Genomic DNA, 19,254 nt, shown 5'->3' with positions numbered 1-19,254 from the left:
CCGTCTGGACCGCCGGCGCGCGTCGGCCTATCCAAGCGACATGTCAGATGATCTGCCAATCGACCCCGAACGGAACACCCAGGCCGAGCCGCTCAGCCGCGCAATCGGCGAGCGCTACCTGACCTATGCTCTGTCCACGATCATGAATCGTGCCTTGCCCGACGCGCGCGACGGGCTGAAGCCGGTGCATCGCCGCATCCTTTACGCGATGCGCGAATTGCGATTGTCTCCGAATGGCGCCTTCCGCAAATCCGCCAAGATCACCGGCGACGTGATGGGCAATTACCATCCGCACGGCGATGCGGCGATCTATGACGCCATGGCGCGCCTGGCCCAGGATTTCGCGATGCGCTACCCGCTGGTCGACGGGCAGGGCAATTTCGGCAATATCGACGGCGATAACCCCGCCGCCGCCCGTTATACCGAGGCGCGGCTGGCGATGACCTCCGAGGCGCTGATGGACGGTCTGGCCGAGGATTCGGTCGATTTCCGGCCCAATTACGACGGCACCCTGACCGAGCCCGTGGTACTGCCCTCGGCCTTTCCGAACCTGCTGGCAAATGGCGCATCGGGGATCGCGGTGGGGATGGCGACGAATGTCCCGCCGCATAACCTGCACGAGGTAATCGACGCCTGCCTGCATTTGATCAAGACGCCCGATGCGCGTGACGACACGCTCGCCGGGATCATCCAGGGACCGGATTTCCCGACCGGCGGGGTGGTCGTCGAAAGCCGCGAATCGATTGCCGAGACCTACCGGACCGGCCGCGGGGCCTTCCGGGTTCGTGCCCGTTGGGAGCAGGAGGATCTGGGCCGCGGCCAATGGCAGATCGTGGTCACCGAGATTCCCTACCAGGTCCAGAAATCCAAGTTGATTGAACGGCTTGCCGAGCTGATCCAGACCCGCAAGATCCCGATTCTCGCCGATGTGCGCGATGAATCCACCGAAGATGTCCGCATCCTGCTGGAGCCGAAATCGCGCAGCGTGAATCCCGACCAACTGATGGCGGCCCTGTACAAGGTCAGCGATCTCGAGGTCCGTTTCAGCCTGAACATGAACGTGCTGATCGACGGGCGGGTACCCAAGGTCTGCAGCCTCAAGGAGGTTCTGCGGGCGTTTCTCGATCACCGCCGCGAGGTGCTGGTCCGGCGCGCGAATTTCCGGCTGCAGAAGATCGCCGCGCGGCTGGAGGTGCTGGAAGGGTACCTGATCGCCTATCTGAACCTTGACCGGGTGATCGAGATCATCCGCAACGAGGACGAGCCCAAGAAGATCATGATGGCCGAATTCGGTCTCAGCGATGTGCAGGTCGAAGCGATCCTGAACATGCGCCTGCGCGCATTGCGCAAGTTGGAAGAGATCGAGCTGCGGGCTGAGCGCGACAACCTGCTGGAAGAGCGCGAGGGGCTGGAAGCGATGCTGGCCGATGAGGGCGCGCAATGGGCGCGGATCGCGGACCAGCTGAAAGAGGTGCGGAATCTCCTTGGAAAATCAACGCCCGAAGGTCAGCGCCGCACGCAGATCACCGAGGCCGAGGATGTTGCGCCGATCGACATGGACGCCATGATCGAACGCGAACCGCTGACCATCATTCTGTCGAAGATGGGCTGGATCCGGGCGATGAAAGGGCATCAGCCGCTGGATGCCGAACTGAAGTTCAAGGATGGCGACGGGCCGGGCCTTGCGCTGCATGCCGAGACCACCGACAAGCTGATGGTGTTCGCCTCGAACGGACGTTTTTATACCTTGCCCGCCAATGGCTTGCCCGGAGGTCGCGGGATGGGAGAGCCGCTGCGGCTGATGGTCGATCTGCCCAATGAGGCCGAGGTGATCTCGGTCTTCCCGTGGCGCGAGGGCGAGAAATACCTGGTGGCTTCGAAAGAGGGCAACGGATTCGTGGTGCAATCGGGCGATATCCTGGCGCAAACCAAGACCGGCAAGCAGGTCCTGAATGGCGAGGCGCTGCTGTGCAGGCCGGTCAGCGGCGATCATGTCGCAGTGGTGGGCGAGAACCGGAAAATGCTGGTGTTTCCGCTGGATGAGCTGCCCGAGATGGGTCGCGGCAAGGGCGTTCGGTTGCAGAAATACAAGGATGGCGGGTTGTCGGACGCGATCTGCCTGACCCTGACCGACGGGCTGAGCTGGCCTATGACGGGCGGCAAGACGCGCACCGAAAGCGATCTTGGTGAATGGCTGGGCAAGCGTGCCGGGGCGGGCCGGATGGCGCCACGTGGGTTCCCGCGCGACAATAAATTCGCCTGACGCAACAGCAGCGTGCGTCGCTGTTGCGGGCGTGCGCAATTGATCATGCGATTGACACAGCAAATGCTGGGATTTTGGCCGCACAATGCGTACACCGCGCGTACACAACCTGTACACAGAACGTACACAGATTGCGCCTGTTGCGTGGCTGACGCTACGTAATCTGTGAACGCTTGGTGAAAAAACTGTTTCTTCTGGATTAACCGGGACGTAGCGCTCGCTTGGGCGGCCGTCGGGCGATTAGAGCAGGTTGAAGCTTCTCAGATTCTGATATTTCTTCTTCATGGAAATATCCCGGGGGTCCGGGGGCAGCGCCCCCGGCCATCGCGGGACGCAACCATCCCCCGCAGCCGATAGCGTGCGACCTGTTCAAGAAACGAGCTTGCCAATCCAAATATATCGAATATTCTCGAAATATGGATACGAATCGCATAGATCAGCTCGCCTCGCTCGCCCATCCGCAACGGCTGGCCCTGTTCCGCCTGCTGGTGCGGCGCTATCCCGACCAAGTTTCCGCCGGAGAGCTGGCCGAGGCAATCGATGCGCGACAGAACACCCTGTCATCCTACCTGGCCTCGCTGCGCGCGGCCGGGTTGATCTCGCAGGCCCGCGAGGGCCGATCATTGCTTTACCGTGCCGAGATCAGGCAATCCGCGGCGCTGATCGGCTACCTGGTCGCAGATTGCTGCCGTGGCCGCCCCGACCTTTGCCAGCCATTCATTCAACCCACCCTTTCCGGAGAAAGACCCATGTCCGATCGGAAATACAATGTCCTGTTCATCTGCACGGGCAATTCCGCCCGCTCGATCTTTGGCGAATCGATCCTGCGCTTCGAGGCCGGGGACCGTTTCAACGCCTATTCCGCCGGCACATATCCCTATTCCGAACTGAACCCGTTCGCCGTCGAGATGCTCGATCACAAGGGGCATGACATCAGCGCCCTGCGGGCCAAGAATATCGCCGAGTTCCAAGGGGATGATGCGCCAGTCATGGATTTCGTGTTCACCGTCTGCGACCGTGCCGCGAACGAGGAATGCCCGGCATGGGCAGGCCAGCCGATCAGTGCGCATTGGGGCATGCCCGATCCGGTGAAGGCAGAGGGGACCGAGGCAGAGAAGAGGCTGGCCTTCCAGCAGGCCTATGCCGGTTTACGCAACCGTATCCTCGCCTTTACCGCCTTGCCGCTGGACAGCCTTGATCGCATTTCGCTGCAACATCGCGTGGACGACATCGCCCGCGACCTGGAGGCACAATGACCGTCACCTATGCGCTGAACGGGCTTGGCCGGATCGGCAAGCTGGCGCTGCGGCCACTGCTGGAAAGCGGGGCAGAGATCGCCTGGATCAACGATGCGACAGGCGATCCCGAGATGCACGCCCATCTGCTGGAATTCGACAGTGTGCATGGCCGCTGGCCCGCCGAGTTCAGCCACGATGCGAAGAGTATCAGCGTCAATGGCACCCGCCTGCCGGTGCATAACGTGAAGCGCATCGAGGATTTGCCATTGGGTGGGGTCGATGTGGTGATCGATTGCACCGGGGTGTTCAAGAGCGAGGCGAAACTCGCCCCCTATTTCGCCGCCGGGGTGAAGAAGGTGATTGTCAGCGCGCCGGTCAAGGATGGGCCGGTCGCAAATATCGTGTATGGCGTCAATCACGCGACCTACGACCCCGCCCGGCATGACATCGTCACGGCGGCAAGCTGCACGACGAACTGCCTGGCCCCGGTGGTCAAGGTCATCCATGAGGGGCTGGGTATCCGCCACGGCTCGATCACCACGATCCATGATGTGACCAATACACAAACCATCGTGGACCGCCCGGCCAAGGATCTACGGCGTGCCCGCTCGGCGTTGAATTCGTTGATCCCGACCACGACCGGCTCGGCCACGGCGATCACGCTGATCTATCCCGAGCTCAAGGGGCGGTTGAACGGTCATGCGGTGCGGGTGCCGCTGCTCAACGCTTCGCTGACCGATTGCGTGTTCGAGGTGGCCCGCGAGACCAGCGCCGAAGAGGTCAACGCGATGTTGCGCGCCGCCGCCGAGGGGCCGCTGCAAGGCATCCTTGGCTTCGAGGACCGCCCGCTGGTCTCGGCCGATTACGTGAATGACACAAGGTCGAGCATCGTGGACGGGCCGTCGACGATGGTTGTCGCGGGGACGCAGGTCAAGATTTACGCGTGGTATGACAACGAGATGGGCTATGCCCATAGGCTGGTCGATGTCGCGCGCATGGTCGGGGCGTCGCTGTGAGTGCCGCAGCCCGGCCCGAGGGGCTTACCGCCTATATCACCGTGACCGCCGCCTATTGGGCCTTCATGCTGACCGATGGCGCCCTGCGGATGCTGGTGCTGCTGCATTTCCATACGCTCGGTTTCTCGCCGGTGCAGCTGGCCTATCTGTTTCTGCTTTATGAGTTGGCGGGCATCGTCACGAACCTGTCGGCGGGCTGGATCGCCGCGCGTTTCGGCCTGACCTCGACGCTTTATGCAGGTCTCGGCATTCAGGTGCTGGCGCTTCTGGCGCTGGCGGCGCTCGATCCGGGCTGGAGCCTTTGGGCCTCGGTTATCTATGTCATGGCGGTGCAGGGTGCGTCGGGCGTCGCCAAGGACCTGTCCAAGATGAGCGCGAAAAGCGCTGTCAAGCTGCTTGCCCCCTCGGGCGAGGGCGGGCTGTTTCGGTGGGTGGCGCTGCTGACCGGCTCCAAGAACGCGGTGAAGGGGGCGGGCTTCCTGCTTGGGGCGGTGCTGCTAGCCGTTCTGGGCTTCGTGCCCGCGATCCTGGCGATGGCTGCCGTGCTGGCGTTGATCCTGCTGGCGGTGCTGCTGAAGATGCCGGCGGGGCTGCCGCAGGGCAGGAAAGGCGCGAAGTTCCGCGAAGTGTTTTCCAAGGACCGGAACATCAACCGCCTGTCGGCAGCGCGGTTGTTCCTGTTCGGTGCCCGCGATGTGTGGTTCGTCGTCGGCATCCCGATCTATTTCTACGCGGTGCTGTCCGACGGGTCGGAAGAGGGCAACCGCGCCGCCTTCTTCATGATCGGCACATTCATGGCAGTCTGGACGATCCTTTACGGGGCGGTGCAGGCGGCTGCGCCGCGCATGCTCGGGGCCGCAAAACGCCCGGAGGCGGAATTGATCCGGGAAGCCCGGCGTTGGGCCGGGTTCCTGTTCGTCGTCCCGGCGGCTTTGGCCGTGCTGATCTGGAGCGTGGGCGCACCGGGTGCGGGACTGACCGCCGCGATCGTGATCGGCCTGCTGGTCTTTGGGGCCATCTTCGCGGTCAATTCCTCGCTGCATTCCTACCTGATCCTTGCCTTCTCGACCTCCGGGCGGGTGACGATGGATGTGGGGTTTTACTACATGGCCAATGCCTCTGGCCGGTTGCTGGGCACGCTGTTGTCGGGGCTCAGCTATCAGCTTGGGGGGCTGGCGCTTTGCCTTGCAACTGCTGCCGCGCTGATTGCCCTCAGTTGGGTGGGGGCAGGGCGGTTGCAGCCGGCCTGCTCTGCCGGGCATGGTGGCACCTGACCTCGGCGCCGGAATGGTAAAAACCGCTGGGGTTGCGAAAAAACGCCGTATAGCGCTCGCTGCCGGTGTACGCCCTGTGTACGCCCGGTGCACAGCTTGTGCAGGCGAAATCCCAGCAATTTCTGGCCTGAACCGCGTCCCGCGGCCAGCTGTTGCACCACGCAACGCACGCAGCCGTTGCCCGTGCGATGCAACGCATCACGGAATGCAAAAAGGCGCCTCCGGGGAGGCGCCTTTTCCTTTAATCCGTCCGCGCCGGATCAGACCGAGTAGTAAAGCTGATACTCGACCGGGTGAGGCGTGTGCTCGTAGGCATAGACCTCTTCCCATTTCAGTTCCATGTAGCCTTCCAGCTGATCGCGGGTAAAGACATCGCCCGCCAGCAGGAAGTCCATATCCTTCTCCAACTCTTCCAGCGCTTCGCGCAGGCTGCCGCAAACGGTTGGAATCTCGGCCAGTTCTTCCGGCGGCAGATCGTACAGATCCTTGTCCGAGGCCGAACCCGGATCGATCTTGTTCTTGATCCCGTCCAGCCCGGCCATCAGCAGGGCGGCAAAGCACAGATAGGGGTTCGCCGCCGGGTCGGGGAAGCGGGCCTCGACGCGCTTGGCCTTGGGGCTTTCCGTCCACGGAATCCGCACGCAGCCGGAACGGTTGCGGGCCGAATAGGCGCGCAGGACCGGTGCCTCGAAGCCCGGGATCAGCCGCTTGTAGCTGTTGGTCGAGGGGTTGGTCAGCGCGTTCAGCGCCTTGGCATGTTTTAGGATGCCGCCGATGAAATACAGCGCCTCTTGGCTGAGATCGGCGTATTTGTCGCCTGCGAACAACGGCTTGCCGTCCTTCCAGATCGACATGTTGACATGCATCCCCGAGCCGTTGTCGCCCTTCATGGGCTTGGGCATGAAGGTGGCCGACTTGCCATAGGCGGCAGCGACATTGTGGATGACATATTTGTATTTCTGCAGGTTGTCCGCCTGTTCTGTCAGCGAACCGAAGATCAACCCGAGCTCGTGCTGCGCCGAGGCGACCTCGTGGTGGTGCTTGTCCACCTTCATGCCCATGCGCTTCATCGTGGACAGCATCTCGCCGCGGATATCCTGGCAGGCATCGACCGGGTTGACCGGGAAATAGCCGCCCTTGTGTCCGGCGCGATGGCCCTGGTTGCCCATCTCGTATTCGGAATCGGTGTTCCAGGCGGCGTCAACGGCGTCGATCTCATAGGCCACTTTTTGCGGTGTGACCGAGTAACGCACGTCGTCGAACAGGAAGAACTCGGCTTCCGGGCCGAAATAGGCGGCATCGCCGATGCCCGAGGATTTCAGGTAAGCTTCTGCTTTCACGGCTGTTCCGCGGGGGTCGCGGCTATAGGGCTCACCCGTGTCCGGCTCTGCCACGTTGCAATGCACGCAAAGCGTCTTTTCGGCATAGAACGGATCGATATAGGCCGAGGCGGTATCCGGGATCAGTTTCATGTCGGACTGGTCGATCGATTTCCAGCCGGCGATCGAGCTGCCGTCGAACATGAAGCCTTCCTCGAAGAAGTCCTCATCCACCAGATCCTTGTCCAGCGTCACATGCTGAAGCTTGCCCTTGGGGTCGGTGAAACGGACATCGACATAAGCGACGTCTTCGTCCTCGATCAGCTTCAAAACCTCTTTGATCTGCATCTCTTCCCTTTCTTCGTAGATGCGGCCCGGCAGTCATCACGGCCGGGCGCAGATATCAGTCGTGGGTTATCCTTAAACTGCGTCGTCGCCGGTTTCGCCAGTCCGGATACGGATGGCCTGTTCGACGGGCAACACGAAAATCTTGCCGTCGCCGATCTTCTCGGTGCGCGCGGCATCCACGATGGCGTCGATGGCCGATTCGACCTGATCGTCGGGCAGCACCATCTCGATTTTCACCTTGGGCAGAAAATCAACGACATATTCAGCGCCGCGATAAAGTTCCGTGTGGCCCTTCTGACGCCCGAAGCCCTTGACTTCGGTGACCGACAGCCCCTGCACGCCCACTTCCTGCAGCGCCTCTTTCACGTCGTCCAGTTTGAACGGCTTGATGATCGCCTCGATCTTTTTCATCGCTATTGATCCTTCCTCGCGGCTTGCCTGAAGCCTGATTGGCGGGTTTCATGGCGCGGGTAAATGCGGCACGCTCAGGATCGGGCAGCAGAAACCGCGCTCTGGGCTTGTATGGCTATTTTTTAGGCATAATGCCCTCAATATAGGCAGATGCGATGCTATTTGGCACTGAAATTCTCACCACCGCCCAAATGCGCGCCATCGAATCCGCCGCCATGGAGAGCGGCGAAGTGACCGGGTTGACGCTGATGGAGCGGGCAGGCGCGGCTGTGGCAGGACAGATTCGCCTGCGCTGGCCCAAGCCGGGAAGCGCGACGATCCTGTGCGGGCCGGGCAATAATGGCGGCGACGGTTATGTGATCGCCCGGCTGCTGGCGCAAGCGGGTTGGCATTTGCATGTCCTGGGGGTGGATAATATTCCGGGCCCGGATGCTGCCGAGATGAAACGCCGCTGGAAACGGATCGGCCCCATCGCGCCGCTGACCGAAGGCGAACTGCGGCGGATTCCCGACAGCGATATTTGTATCGACGCGATTTTCGGCACCGGCCTGACCCGTCCACCAGAGGGCGAGATTGCGGCGGTCCTGCGTCGCCTCGGCCAGATGACGGCCAATGGCGATGGGCGCCCGCGTCTTGTCACCGTCGATTGTCCCTCGGGCCTCTGCATGGATAGCGGGGTCTGGTTGCATTCCGGCCTGGGGGATGATGCGGACCCGATGCCGCTGAACGCCACTTTGACGGTCGCCTTCGACAGCCCCAAGCCCGGACATCTCCTGCAGCGGGGCCCCGCTGCCTGTGGCAAGCTGGTAATCGCAGATATCGGATTGCGGCATTGGCGCGAAAGGCAAGTGGATCAGGCGGCGAATGCGAGGCGTTCGCCCATGCTTGGCGCCATCTGGCCGGAGTTTCCCGTCCGGGACAGCCGCATGGGCGATTTCAGCACGCGCGCCCGGATTGCCTTGGGCAAGGGGGGTTCTGCGGGACATCCCGCCGGGCACAAATACAGCCATGGGCATGCGCTGGTGGTGGCTGGTCCTGCAGGGCATGGCGGAGCGGCGAGGCTGGCCGCGCGGGCTGCGCTGCGTGGCGGGGCCGGTTTGGTGACGCTCTGCCCGCCCTCCGCCGCCATGGCGGAACATGCGGGACCGCCCGACGCGCTGATGCGGCGCAAATTGGACGATGCCGGGCAGGTGCGGGCGATGCTGACGGATCCGCGCGTTGCCGGGCTCTGCCTTGGTCCCGGCTGTGGTGTGGACCGAGCGGCAAGCTTGCTGCCGGTCGTGCTGGATCACGCCCGACCCTGCGTGCTGGATGCCGACGCGCTGACGGCGTTGGCACAGGCGCCGCATTGGCCGGAGGGGCTTTCGGATAACTGCGTTCTGACGCCCCATGCCGGAGAATTCGCACGGCTCTTTCCCGATCTCGCCGGACGGCTGGCCGAGACGCCCCGGCGCGGCCCCGCCTTTTCCCGCGTCGACGCATTGCGCGAGGCGGCGAGGCGCTGCGGTGCGGTCGTGCTTCTGAAAGGCCCCGACACGGTGATCGCCGCGCCCGACGGGCAGGCATATATCCATTCGGCCAGTGATGTACCATGGCTGGCCACGGCAGGGACGGGCGATGTCCTCGCCGGATTGATCGTCGGATTCCTGGCGCGCGGGATCGCGGCATTCGAAGCAGCCGCGCTTGGTGTCGCGATCCACGCCAAGGCTGCCCGACGCTTTGGCCCCGGTCTGATTGCCGACGATCTGCCCGAACAATTGCCCTTTCTGTTCCGGGAACTTGGACTCTAGGCCGGGGCAGATTTCGCCTGATTTCTGGTCGGCCCATGCACCGATCACGGTTTCCGGCATAGAGGTAATCTTAATGCCCGACTGCGCCCACCGGGGTGGCAGGCGCAGGAGGCGGTTCTTACTCTGCGGCGATCGATTCCGCGACCGGGTAATCGGTATAGCCTTCCGCTCCGCCGGCATAGAAGCTGTCCGGCCTCGCCTCGTTCAGCGTCAGGCCCTTGCGAAACCGCTCGGACAGGTCGGGCGTCGTGATGAAGTCGCGCCCGAAGGCGGCGGCGTCGGCATGACCCTCTGCCAACAATTGCGAGGCGCTTTCACGGGTCAGGCCTTCATTGGCGATGACCACGCCGCCGAAAGCCTGCTTGATCTTGGGCAGAAGGCTGTCTTCGGCGATCCGCTCTCGCAGGGCGAGGAATGCCACGCCGCGAGCCGCCATGTCGCGGGCGACTTGCGTGAACAGGGCGGCGGGATCGCTGTCGCCCAGGTCATGACTGTCCCCACGTGGCGCCAGATGCACGCCCACGCGCTTCGCGCCCCAGACATCGATCACCGCATCGGTGATCTCGTTCAGCAGTCGCACCCGGTTCTCGATCGAACCACCATAGCGGTCGCTCCGTTTGTTGCTGCGATCCTGCAGGAACTGGTCGATGAGGTAGCCATTGGCGGCATGGATTTCGACCCCATCGAAACCGGCGCGTTTGGCGTTCTCGGCGCCCTGGCGATAGGCCTCGACGATGCCAGGGATTTCATCGGTTTCCAGCGCACGTGGCGTCACATAGGCGGTTTTCGGACGCACCAGGCTGACATGGCCCGCGGGCTGGATGGCACTTGGCGCGACGGGAAGCTCTCCGTCCAGGAACATCGGATGAGAGATGCGTCCGACATGCCAGAGCTGCAGGAAAATCGTCCCGCCCGCCTCGTGCACTGCGCTGGTGACAGCCTTCCAGCCCTCGACCTGTTCTTCGTTCCAGATGCCGGGCGTGTCGGCATAGCCGACGCCCATCGGGGTGACGCTGGTTGCCTCGGACAGGATCAGTCCGGCTCCGGCACGCTGGCGGTAATATTCGGCCATCAGCGCATTGGGGACACGTTTGGCACCGGCACGGCTGCGGGTCAGCGGGGCCATGATGACGCGGTTCCTCAGGCGCAGCGGGCCCAGTTGCAACGGATCGAAAAGGGAAGCCATCGAACGTCCTTTCATCGTGACGAAATGCTTTGCCGATATGAACTGTGCCCGCCGGGAAGGGCTTTCAACGTGCTGCTGCGCATATCCGCTTCCCGCGTCGCGCAAAGCCGCGCTTGACAAGTCCTGTCGTGTTTGTGACGTTGCGTCACGTCAGGGGAGTCCCGCCCGAGGGACTGAGAGGCTGATTGGTGACGCGAGTCACGGTGCAGCGACCCTTTGAACCTGACCCAGTTGATACTGGCGTAGGAAGACCGAAGGGCATCCGCTCTTTGGGCCGTGGCGGCCCCGCAAGGACCGCAGTTCGGTCGCTTTCTGCCTCAACCATCATTCTGGGTCTTTTCGAGTGATGCTTGAGGAGACGCCATGAATAAGCACAGCCAGCCCGCCGCACCTGAAATCACCACCGGACCTCTGCCCGCCTCGCGCAAGGCCTGGCATCCGGGAGAGATGCATCCCGATATCCGCGTGCCGATGCGCGAGATCGAGCTGCACCCCTCGGCCATGGAGCCGCCGATGAGTGTATATGACAGCTCGGGGCCCTATACCGATCCGCAGGCGGTGATCGATATCGCCAAGGGATTGCCGCGCCTGCGCGAGGACTGGATCACCGGACGCGGGGATGTCGAGCGTTACGATGGCCGCGTGGTCAAGCCCGAGGATAACGGCTTTGCCACGGGTGAGCGGCTGGTGCCGGGATTCCCGCTGCGGCATGAACCGCTCAGGGCGAAAAGCGGGGCGGTGACGCAGATGGCCTATGCCCGCGCCGGTATCGTTACGCCAGAGATGGAATTCGTCGCCATCCGTGAGAACCTTGGCCGGAAAGCGGCGAAGGAAAAGCTGGTCCGCGACGGAAATGACTGGGGCGCAGCCATTCCCGATCACGTCACGCCGGAATTCGTGCGGCAGGAAATAGCCTCGGGCCGCGCAATCATCCCCGCCAATATCAACCATCCCGAGATCGAGCCGATGGCCATCGGCCGCAACTTCTTGGTCAAGATCAACGCCAATATCGGCAATTCGGCGGTCACCTCCTCGATGGAGGAAGAGGTCGAGAAGATGGTCTGGGCGATCCGTTGGGGCGCCGATACGGTCATGGACCTGTCTACTGGGCGCAACATCCACAATATCCGCGACTGGATCATCCGCAACAGCCCTGTGCCGATCGGCACCGTGCCGATCTATCAGGCGCTGGAGAAGGTGAACGGGGTGGCCGAGGACCTGTCATGGGAGGTGTTCCGTGACACGCTGATTGAGCAGGCCGAGCAGGGGGTGGATTATTTCACCATCCATGCCGGTGTGCGGCTGCCCTTCATCCACCTGACTGCCGAGCGGGTGACGGGGATCGTCAGCCGTGGCGGCTCGATCATGGCGAAATGGTGCCTGCATCACCACCGCGAGTCATTCCTGTATGAGCATTTCGACGAGATCTGCGACATCATGCGCGCCTATGATGTCAGCTTCAGCCTTGGCGACGGGTTGCGCCCCGGCTCTATCGCGGATGCCAATGACGCAGCGCAATTCGCCGAGCTGGAAACCCTGGGCGAGTTGACGCAGATCGCGTGGGAAAAAGACTGCCAGGTCATGATCGAGGGCCCCGGCCATGTGCCGATGCACAAGATCAAGGAGAACATGGACAAGCAGCTGACCCATTGCGGCGAGGCGCCTTTCTACACGCTTGGGCCGCTGACGACGGACATCGCGCCGGGATATGACCATATCACCAGCGCCATCGGTGCGGCGATGATCGGTTGGTTCGGCACGGCGATGCTGTGCTATGTCACACCCAAGGAGCATCTGGGCCTGCCTGACCGTGATGACGTGAAGACCGGCGTGATTACCTACAAGATTGCCGCCCATGCCGCCGATCTGGCCAAGGGCCACCCGGCGGCCAAGCTGCGCGACGATGCGCTGTCCCGCGCCCGGTTCGAGTTCCGGTGGGAGGATCAGTTCAACCTTTCGCTCGATCCCGATACCGCGCGTGACTTCCACGACCAGACCCTGCCGAAAGAGGCCCATAAGGTGGCGCATTTCTGTTCGATGTGCGGGCCGAAATTCTGCTCGATGAAGATCAGCCATGACATCCGCGCCGATGCGCGCGCCAAGGGCATGGAAGAAATGGCCGGGAAATATCGCGAGGGCGGTGATCTCTACATGCCGGTCGAAGACGTCGAGAAGGTCGAGGGATGACTCTTTCCTTCAAAATCTTCCCGCGGTGCCTGTTCGTGCGGGGGGACTGACTGATGTTTTCAGTCATCGGCTCCGGTGTAGCGGGCCTTTGCGTCGCGACCGTTTTGGCCGAGCGGGGCCTGCCCGTCGAGATTCTGACGGATGATGCAACCCCGGCCTCGCATTGGGCCGGGGGGATGCTTGCGCCGGGATGCGAAGGCGAATCCGCGCCGCCCGAGGTCGTCAGCGCCGGTGCAGGCGCCGCCGATTGGTGGGCGGCGCGAGTGCCGGGTGTGGTCAGGCGCGGCACATTAGTCGTGGCTCCGCCACGCGATGGCGCGGAGTTGGATCGCTACGCGCGGATGACAACGGGGCATGTGGGGACCGATCCGGGCAAGCTGGAGCCGGATCTTCAGGGTCGGTTTGTGCGCGGGCTGCTCTTTGCCGAAGAGGCACATCTGGACCCGCGCGCTGCCATGACCGCCCTGCGGGACCGCTTGACCGGCGAGGGCGTGCCAATCCGGCGGGGAGAGGCGCGCGGGCGGGTGATCGATTGCCGGGGGATGGCCGCGCGCGATCTGCTGCCCGATTTGCGCGGGGTCAGGGGCGAAATGCTGATCGTCGAGGCGCCGGAACTGGAGCTGACCCGAACGGTCCGGCTTCTGCATCCGCGCTTTCCCTGTTATGTCGTGCCACGCGGGCAGGGGCGCTACATGATCGGCGCGACGATGGTCGAGACCGACGATCCCGACCCGATCACTGCCCGTGCGATCATGGAACTGCTGTCTGCCGCCTATACCCTGCATCCCGGCTTTGCCGAGGCGCGGTTGGTCGAAGCGGGCGCAGGGCTGCGTCCGGCGTTCCCCGACAATATTCCTGCGATCCGCGAGGAAGGCGGGCGTATCCATGTCAACGGCATGTATCGCCACGGTTTCCTGATGGCTCCGGCTCTGGCCGAAGCCCTGGCGGATCGCCTGCAGATGGAGATGCGAGATGCGAGTTGAACTGAATGGCGAGCAGGTCGAGACCTCCGCCGCCACACTGTCCCAACTGATCGAAGAGCGGGGCCTTGCAGCGCCCTCGGTCGCAACCGCGGTGAACGGCGAATTCGTGCCGCGCGGCATGCGGGATGGAAAGGCACTGACCGAGGGCGCCCGGATCGAAGTGCTGTCACCGATGCAAGGGGGCTGAGCGATGTTTTACGGGATCACTCCGAAATCGCGGCTGATGCTGGGGACCGCGCAATATCCCTCGCCCAAGGTGCTGAGCGATGCGATTGCCGCCTCGCAGGCAGAGATCATCACCGTCAGCCTGCGCCGGGAAGGGGCGGGGGGCGCGGGGTTCCGCGACCTGATCAAGACCAGCGGTTGCCGGCTTTTGCCCAATACGGCGGGCTGCCATAGCGCTCGCGAGGCGATCACCACGGCGCAGATGGCGCGCGAGCTGTTCGACACCAACTGGATCAAGTTGGAGGTGATCGGCCATGCCGATACGCTACAACCCGATCCATTCGCGCTGGTAGAGGCGGCGCGAATCCTGTGTGCCGATGGCTTCGAGGTGTTTCCCTACACGACCGAGGACCTGATCCTGGGCGAGAAGCTGGTCGAGGCCGGGTGCAGGGTGCTGATGCCATGGGGCGCGCCGATCGGCTCGGGGCAGGGGCTGCGGCACGAGGATGCGCTGTGCACGATGCGGGCACATTTCCCGGATATTCCGCTGGTGATCGATGCGGGCTTGGGCGCACCGTCGCAGGCGGCAAAGGCGATGGAGATGGGTTTTGATGCGGTGCTGCTGAACACTGCCGTGGCCAAGGCAGGCGATCCAGTGACAATGGCCCGGGCTTTTGCCGGGGCGGTCGAGGCCGGGCGACTGGCACATGAGGCCGGGTTGATGGGGCAGCGCGATATGGCGGTGGCCTCAACCCCGATTTTCGGCATGGCGGCGCTGTCATGACGCTGGACCGGTTTTATCTCATCACTGCGAATGCCGATCTGTTGGAGCGGTTGGTGCCTCTGGGCGTGCGACTGGTGCAGTTGCGGGTCAAGGACGCCGAGGGCGCTGCTCTGCGCGATCAGGTGGCGCGGGCCCGCGATTGCTGCGCGGCGCATGGGGCGCAGCTGGTGCTGAACGATTTCTGGCAACTGGCATTGGATATGCGCGTGGATTTCGTTCATCTGGGACAAGAGGATATGGACGACGCCGATTTTGACGCGCTTCGGCGGGGAGGCGTGCGCTTTGGCTTGTCCACGCATGATGAAGTGGAACTGGATCGCGCGCTGTCCTTCGGCCCGGAATATGTCGCTCTTGGGCCGGTTTATCCGACGTTGTTGAAAAAGATGAAATGGGGTCCGCAGGGGTTGGACCGTGTCCGTGGCTGGAAGCGCCGGGTGGGTGATGTGCCACTGGTTGCCATCGGCGGACTCACACCCGAGCGCCTGCCCGGTGTTTTTGCTGCGGGCGCGGACAGCGCGGCCGTGGTGACCGACATTCAGACGGCCCCCGATCCCGAGGCGCGCTGCCGGGAATGGATCGCGGCCACGCGGGAGGGTGCTCATGTCCCGTTATGATCGCCAGATGATCCTGCCTGAAATTGGGGCAGAGGGGCAGGCACGGCTGGCCGCTGCCGATGTGCTGATCGTCGGTGCCGGGGGCTTGGGCGCGACCGTGATCCCGGCGCTGGCCGGGGCCGGAGTGGGGCGGTTGCGGATCGTGGATGGCGATTGCGTCGATGAGAGCAACCTTCATCGCCAGACGCTGTTTCGCAATGCCGATATCGGCAAGCCTAAAGCCGATTGCGCTGCACGCGAGGCCATGGCGCTGAACCCGGAAATCGCGATCGAGGCAATCCACGGGTGGCTGGACCCGGTCACGGTCGGCGCAATGCTTGAGGGTGCCGATCTGGTCATTGATGCGGCGGACAGCTTTGCGGTGAGCTATATCCTTTCGGATGCCTGCATGAGCCGCAGGCTGCCACTGATCGCTGCCTCGGTGCTTGGGCGGCAGGGATATATGGGCGGTTTCTGCGGCACCGGCCCAAGCTTGCGGGCATTGTTCCCGGATCTGCCGCAGCGGGCACAAAACTGTGCGACGGCAGGCGTAATGGGGCCGGCGGTCGCAGTGATGGGGGCGTTGCAGGCGCAGATGGCGATGTCCGTCCTGCTGCGAATGGAGCCTTCGCCCATCGGGCAGGCGGTGACGGTCGATCTGGCAGGGTGGCGATTTGGCGGCTTTCGCTTCGACGACGCCCCGGAACCCGACGGCCCGGCGCTGCCTTTCATCTCACGGAGTGATCTGCGCGACGCCGATTGCGTGGTAGAGCTACGCCCGGAAAGCGAGGCTCCGCGTGCTGTCACGACCGGTGCCCTGCGCCTGCTGCCCGAAGCCATGTCCGCGTGGCAACCTCCGGCCGGGCGGCGTGTGGTGCTGTGCTGCCGCAGCGGTATGCGCGCATGGGGTGCGGCAACGGAACTGGCCGGGCGTGGCCATCGAGACCTGGCGTTGCTGGCAGCCGGGATTAGCTGACGCCCAGAATAATATTGTCTGGCGATACCTATAGGGCCGGGTATCAATCCCTCCGGGGTTCGCCTGACACGCCTCGATGCAAGGCAGATTTCAAAATATCCGCCCTCCCAAGTGCTCCGTGATATTCCCTGCCCGGGTTTTTCCCGCTATCGCAGGGATATGGACATCGTTCTTTTGACCACCATCGCGGCATCGCTCTTCGTTGTCATCGGCCTCGCGGAACCGTTGGCGGCGCGATTATCGCTGCCTTACAGTGTGATCCTTGCCGTTCTCGGCACGATGATCGGCGCGGGGGCGATCTTTTTCCTGCGCACAGAGCTGACCGATGCGCTGAATCCGGTGGCCGAGGCGATCCTGGGGCTGCCGATCCGATCGAACGTGTTTCTCTATGTCTTCCTGCCCACGCTGATCTTTCAGGCCACATTGGGGATGAATGTCCGGCGGATGCTGGATGACTGGGTGCCGATTCTCACATTGGCGGTGGTGGCGGTTTTCGTCGCCACGGTGACCATCGGCTATGCCCTCTCCTGGGTCAGCGGGCTGCCGTTGGTGGTCTGTCTGCTGATTGGCTCGATCGTGTCGACCACAGACCCTTCCGCCGTAGTAGGGATCTTCCGGTCGCTGTCCGCTCCGCGCCGACTGGCGCGGATCATCGAGGGCGAGAGCCTGCTGAACGATGCGGCGGCCATCGCGTTGTTTGGCCTGTTCATGGGGTTCGTCATGCTCGGGCTGCCCGATCCGGGGCTGGGCGACGCGATCCGCAGTTTTCCCATGCTGTTCGTCGGCGGCACTGCCGCAGGATGGCTGACCGCGCGCATTGCCGTTGCCATGATGGCATTGTTCGCGCGCTTCGAGCTGGCGCAGATTTCGGTATCGGTCGCGGTGCCCTATCTGGCCTATATCATCTCGGAACAGCTTTTCGGCGCTTCGGGCGTGATCGGGGTGGTGGTCGCTGGACTGACCATGAATATCATCGGGCCGGGACGGCTTTCACCCGCCTTCTGGACCAATCTGCGCGAGGTCTGGGACCTGCTGGCGCATTGGGCCGGGGCGCTGATCTTTATCCTCGCTGCGCTGTTGATTCCCCGTCTTCTGGGCGAGGTGCGGCCCGGTGATTTTGCCTTGGTGCTGGTGGTTATCGGGGCGGCCACATTCGCCCGTGCCGTCGTGCTGTTCGGGCTGATGCCGCTTCTGTCGGTTCTGGGTGTCTCGCCGCATGTGGACAGGCGCTATCGCAGTGCGATCCTTTGGGGCGGTCTGCGCGGGGCGGTTACATTGGCGCTGGCGCTGGCGGTGACGGAAAGCTTGCGTGTGCCGGTCGAGACCAAGCGGCTGGTGGGTATCCTGGCGACCGGCTTTACCCTCTTCACGCTGCTGGTGCAGGGCACGAGTTTACGTTGGGTGATCGGCAAGCTGGGGTTGGACAAGTTGTCTCCCCTCGACGTGGCGCTGTCGAACCAGGTCATCGCAGTTTCCTTGCAGACAGTGCGCGAAGAGGTTGCCGAGACCGCCGAAAACTACAAACTGACCCGAGAAACCGTCCGCTCCGAGGCCAAGCGTTTTGCGGAACGGCTGGACGAAGCGGTAGAGCGGGCGGAAGCCGAGGACAACACCGAGATCCTTGACCGCGACCGTATCACCTTAGGGTTGATCGCACTGGCGGGATATGAACGCGAAGTGATCCTCGAACGCTTCCGCGAACGTGCCATCAGTGCACGGCTGTCCGAGCAGATGCTGTTTGACGCCGACAGGCTGATAGAGGCGGCGCGGACGGGCGGGCGCACGGGTTATCAGCGGGCTGCAAGGCGTAATCTGCGCTACGGCAAGGATTTCCGGCTGGCGGCGTTCCTGCGTAACCGGCTGCGGATCGCACGGCCCTTGGCACGGATGACTGCTGACCGGTTCGAGATGCTTTTGGCCAAACGGCTGATCCTGCGAGATTTGCACGGTTTCATTGATCACCGTATTCGCCGCATTCACGGCAAACGGGTGGCGGAATTGCTGCATGAGTTGTTGAACCGCCGGGTCGAGGCCGTAGGCACGGCAATCGAGGGGCTGAGGCTGCAATATCCCGGCTATGCCGAGAAGCTGGAGCGCCGGTTCATCCGTCGCACGGCCCTGCGGCTGGAAGAGCGTGAATACAATGCCATGCGCGAGGATGGGTTGATCGGAGCGGAGCTGCACACCGCCTTGATGCAGGATATCGGTCGCCGACGTACCGAATCCGAGGGGCGTCCGCATCTGGACCTCGCACTTCGCAAGGAGGAGCTGGTGCGGCAGTTCCCGCTTTTTGCCGATCTGGACGAGGCCGAGCTGCGACGCCTTGGCCGCGCCTTGCGCACCCGCTATGTCAATGCGGGCAAGGTCATCTCGCGCAAGGACAGTCCTTCCCGCAGCGTGTTTTTCGTGGCCTCGGGCGCTGTCGAACAGGAGGTTGCCGGTCAAACCACCCGCCTTGGCCGTGGCGACATGTTCGGGCAGATCGGGGTTCTGACCGGAAAGCCACGCAGGGCCGAAGTCACCGCGATCACGCCGACCAGCCTGCTGGAACTCAACGAGACCAGCTTTCGCCGGGTGCTGAAACGCTCCCGTGCCCTGCGGAAGGCGGTGCGTGACAGTGTCGGCGGCAAGGTCTTGCAGGAGGAGGCGGCGAAGCTGCCGGAGCTGCAGCTTGATTAGATGCTTGGCGCGAATGCTTGGCAACGCTAAGAGTTCGATCCC

Annotated in this window: 15 protein-coding genes and 1 riboswitch; of the genes, 12 read left to right on the top strand and 3 right to left on the bottom strand. The window is 63.2% G+C overall.

Annotation, left to right across the window (positions count from 1 at the left end):
• The first annotated feature begins 40 nt into the window (after positions 1-40).
• From parC to arsJ, 4 genes are all read left to right on the top strand, one after another.
• A complete protein-coding gene (gene parC / locus JHX88_RS18695; protein WP_076527385.1) occupies positions 41-2,263 on the top strand; it encodes a DNA topoisomerase IV subunit A in 2,223 nt (740 codons plus the stop codon).
• A 416-nt stretch (positions 2,264-2,679) separates the two neighbouring features.
• Entirely contained in the window at positions 2,680-3,519 is an 840-nt protein-coding gene (locus JHX88_RS18690) for an arsenate reductase/protein-tyrosine-phosphatase family protein (protein ID WP_272848104.1), read from the top strand.
• The gene (locus tag JHX88_RS18685; protein ID WP_076529225.1) at positions 3,516-4,517 is read left to right on the top strand and encodes an ArsJ-associated glyceraldehyde-3-phosphate dehydrogenase; all 1,002 of its coding nucleotides are present in this window, start codon (positions 3,516-3,518) and stop codon (positions 4,515-4,517) included. The genes JHX88_RS18690 and JHX88_RS18685 overlap by 4 nt, the downstream gene beginning before the upstream one ends.
• A 65-nt stretch (positions 4,518-4,582) precedes the next feature.
• Positions 4,583-5,791 carry an organoarsenical effux MFS transporter ArsJ gene (gene arsJ, locus JHX88_RS18680; RefSeq protein ID WP_084203295.1) on the top strand — a complete coding sequence of 403 codons (1,209 nt, stop codon included), beginning with the start codon at positions 4,583-4,585 and terminating at the stop codon, positions 5,789-5,791.
• A 260-nt stretch (positions 5,792-6,051) separates the two neighbouring features.
• Here the strand turns inward: arsJ and glnA are convergent, their stop codons facing one another.
• Together glnA and JHX88_RS18670 are read right to left on the bottom strand one after the other, a co-directional pair.
• Positions 6,052-7,458, bottom strand: a complete 1,407-nt coding sequence (gene glnA / locus JHX88_RS18675) for a type I glutamate--ammonia ligase (protein WP_076528173.1) — start codon at positions 7,456-7,458, stop codon at positions 6,052-6,054.
• Positions 7,459-7,530: 72 nt separating this feature from the next.
• Positions 7,531-7,869, bottom strand: a complete 339-nt coding sequence (locus JHX88_RS18670) for a P-II family nitrogen regulator (RefSeq protein WP_076528175.1) — start codon at positions 7,867-7,869, stop codon at positions 7,531-7,533.
• Between the two features lie 155 nt (positions 7,870-8,024).
• On the opposite strand from JHX88_RS18670, the gene JHX88_RS18665 reads away from it, so the two are divergent.
• The gene (locus JHX88_RS18665; RefSeq protein ID WP_076528177.1) at positions 8,025-9,659 is read left to right on the top strand and encodes a bifunctional ADP-dependent NAD(P)H-hydrate dehydratase/NAD(P)H-hydrate epimerase; all 1,635 of its coding nucleotides are present in this window, start codon (positions 8,025-8,027) and stop codon (positions 9,657-9,659) included.
• A 118-nt stretch (positions 9,660-9,777) separates the two neighbouring features.
• Here the strand turns inward: JHX88_RS18665 and JHX88_RS18660 are convergent, their stop codons facing one another.
• Positions 9,778-10,845 (bottom strand): alkene reductase, encoded by a 1,068-nt coding sequence (locus JHX88_RS18660; protein ID WP_076528179.1) that lies wholly within the window; start codon positions 10,843-10,845, stop codon positions 9,778-9,780.
• A gap of 142 nt (positions 10,846-10,987) precedes the next feature.
• Positions 10,988-11,111, top strand: a riboswitch (TPP riboswitch).
• Between the two features lie 97 nt (positions 11,112-11,208).
• On the opposite strand from JHX88_RS18660, the gene thiC reads away from it, so the two are divergent.
• From thiC to JHX88_RS18625, 7 genes are all read left to right on the top strand, one after another.
• Positions 11,209-13,032 (top strand): phosphomethylpyrimidine synthase ThiC, encoded by a 1,824-nt coding sequence (thiC, locus tag JHX88_RS18655; protein WP_076528181.1) that lies wholly within the window; start codon positions 11,209-11,211, stop codon positions 13,030-13,032.
• A gap of 53 nt (positions 13,033-13,085) precedes the next feature.
• Positions 13,086-14,015, top strand: a complete 930-nt coding sequence (locus tag JHX88_RS18650; RefSeq protein WP_076528183.1) for an FAD-dependent oxidoreductase — start codon at positions 13,086-13,088, stop codon at positions 14,013-14,015.
• On the top strand, positions 14,005-14,202 hold the full coding sequence (gene thiS, locus JHX88_RS18645) for a sulfur carrier protein ThiS (RefSeq protein ID WP_076528185.1): 198 nt from the start codon (positions 14,005-14,007) through the stop codon (positions 14,200-14,202). Before JHX88_RS18650 ends, thiS begins: the two co-directional genes overlap by 11 nt.
• 3 nt (positions 14,203-14,205) lie before the next feature.
• Positions 14,206-14,964, top strand: a complete 759-nt coding sequence (locus JHX88_RS18640) for a thiazole synthase (RefSeq protein WP_076528187.1) — start codon at positions 14,206-14,208, stop codon at positions 14,962-14,964.
• 2 nt (positions 14,965-14,966) lie between these two features.
• Positions 14,967-15,578 (top strand): thiamine phosphate synthase, encoded by a 612-nt coding sequence (locus tag JHX88_RS18635; protein ID WP_076528252.1) that lies wholly within the window; start codon positions 14,967-14,969, stop codon positions 15,576-15,578.
• On the top strand, positions 15,565-16,533 hold the full coding sequence (locus tag JHX88_RS18630; protein ID WP_076528188.1) for a HesA/MoeB/ThiF family protein: 969 nt from the start codon (positions 15,565-15,567) through the stop codon (positions 16,531-16,533). Before JHX88_RS18635 ends, JHX88_RS18630 begins: the two co-directional genes overlap by 14 nt.
• A 159-nt stretch (positions 16,534-16,692) precedes the next feature.
• Positions 16,693-19,212 (top strand): cation:proton antiporter, encoded by a 2,520-nt coding sequence (locus JHX88_RS18625; RefSeq protein ID WP_076528190.1) that lies wholly within the window; start codon positions 16,693-16,695, stop codon positions 19,210-19,212.
• Positions 19,213-19,254 lie beyond the last annotated feature (42 nt).

It is taken from the genome of Paracoccus saliphilus, assembly GCF_028553805.1.
In the GTDB taxonomy this organism is placed as follows: Bacteria; Pseudomonadota; Alphaproteobacteria; order Rhodobacterales; family Rhodobacteraceae; genus Paracoccus; species Paracoccus saliphilus.
Note: the sequence above shows the minus strand (reverse complement) of the source record. Positions and strands in the feature narration are given on the sequence as shown.

Coding starts and splice junctions, on each gene's coding strand:
- JHX88_RS18630 (WP_076528188.1), top strand. CDS start 15,565: ATGTCCCGTTATGATCGCCAGATGATCCTGCCTGAAATTGGGGCAGAG.
- parC (WP_076527385.1), top strand. CDS start 41: ATGTCAGATGATCTGCCAATCGACCCCGAACGGAACACCCAGGCCGAG.
- JHX88_RS18640 (WP_076528187.1), top strand. CDS start 14,206: ATGTTTTACGGGATCACTCCGAAATCGCGGCTGATGCTGGGGACCGCG.
- JHX88_RS18625 (WP_076528190.1), top strand. CDS start 16,693: ATGGACATCGTTCTTTTGACCACCATCGCGGCATCGCTCTTCGTTGTC.
- JHX88_RS18685 (WP_076529225.1), top strand. CDS start 3,516: ATGACCGTCACCTATGCGCTGAACGGGCTTGGCCGGATCGGCAAGCTG.
- JHX88_RS18690 (WP_272848104.1), top strand. CDS start 2,680: ATGGATACGAATCGCATAGATCAGCTCGCCTCGCTCGCCCATCCGCAA.
- JHX88_RS18650 (WP_076528183.1), top strand. CDS start 13,086: ATGTTTTCAGTCATCGGCTCCGGTGTAGCGGGCCTTTGCGTCGCGACC.
- glnA (WP_076528173.1), bottom strand. CDS start 7,458: ATGCAGATCAAAGAGGTTTTGAAGCTGATCGAGGACGAAGACGTCGCT.
- arsJ (WP_084203295.1), top strand. CDS start 4,583: ATGCTGACCGATGGCGCCCTGCGGATGCTGGTGCTGCTGCATTTCCAT.
- JHX88_RS18670 (WP_076528175.1), bottom strand. CDS start 7,869: ATGAAAAAGATCGAGGCGATCATCAAGCCGTTCAAACTGGACGACGTG.
- thiC (WP_076528181.1), top strand. CDS start 11,209: ATGAATAAGCACAGCCAGCCCGCCGCACCTGAAATCACCACCGGACCT.
- JHX88_RS18660 (WP_076528179.1), bottom strand. CDS start 10,845: ATGGCTTCCCTTTTCGATCCGTTGCAACTGGGCCCGCTGCGCCTGAGG.
- JHX88_RS18665 (WP_076528177.1), top strand. CDS start 8,025: ATGCTATTTGGCACTGAAATTCTCACCACCGCCCAAATGCGCGCCATC.
- thiS (WP_076528185.1), top strand. CDS start 14,005: ATGCGAGTTGAACTGAATGGCGAGCAGGTCGAGACCTCCGCCGCCACA.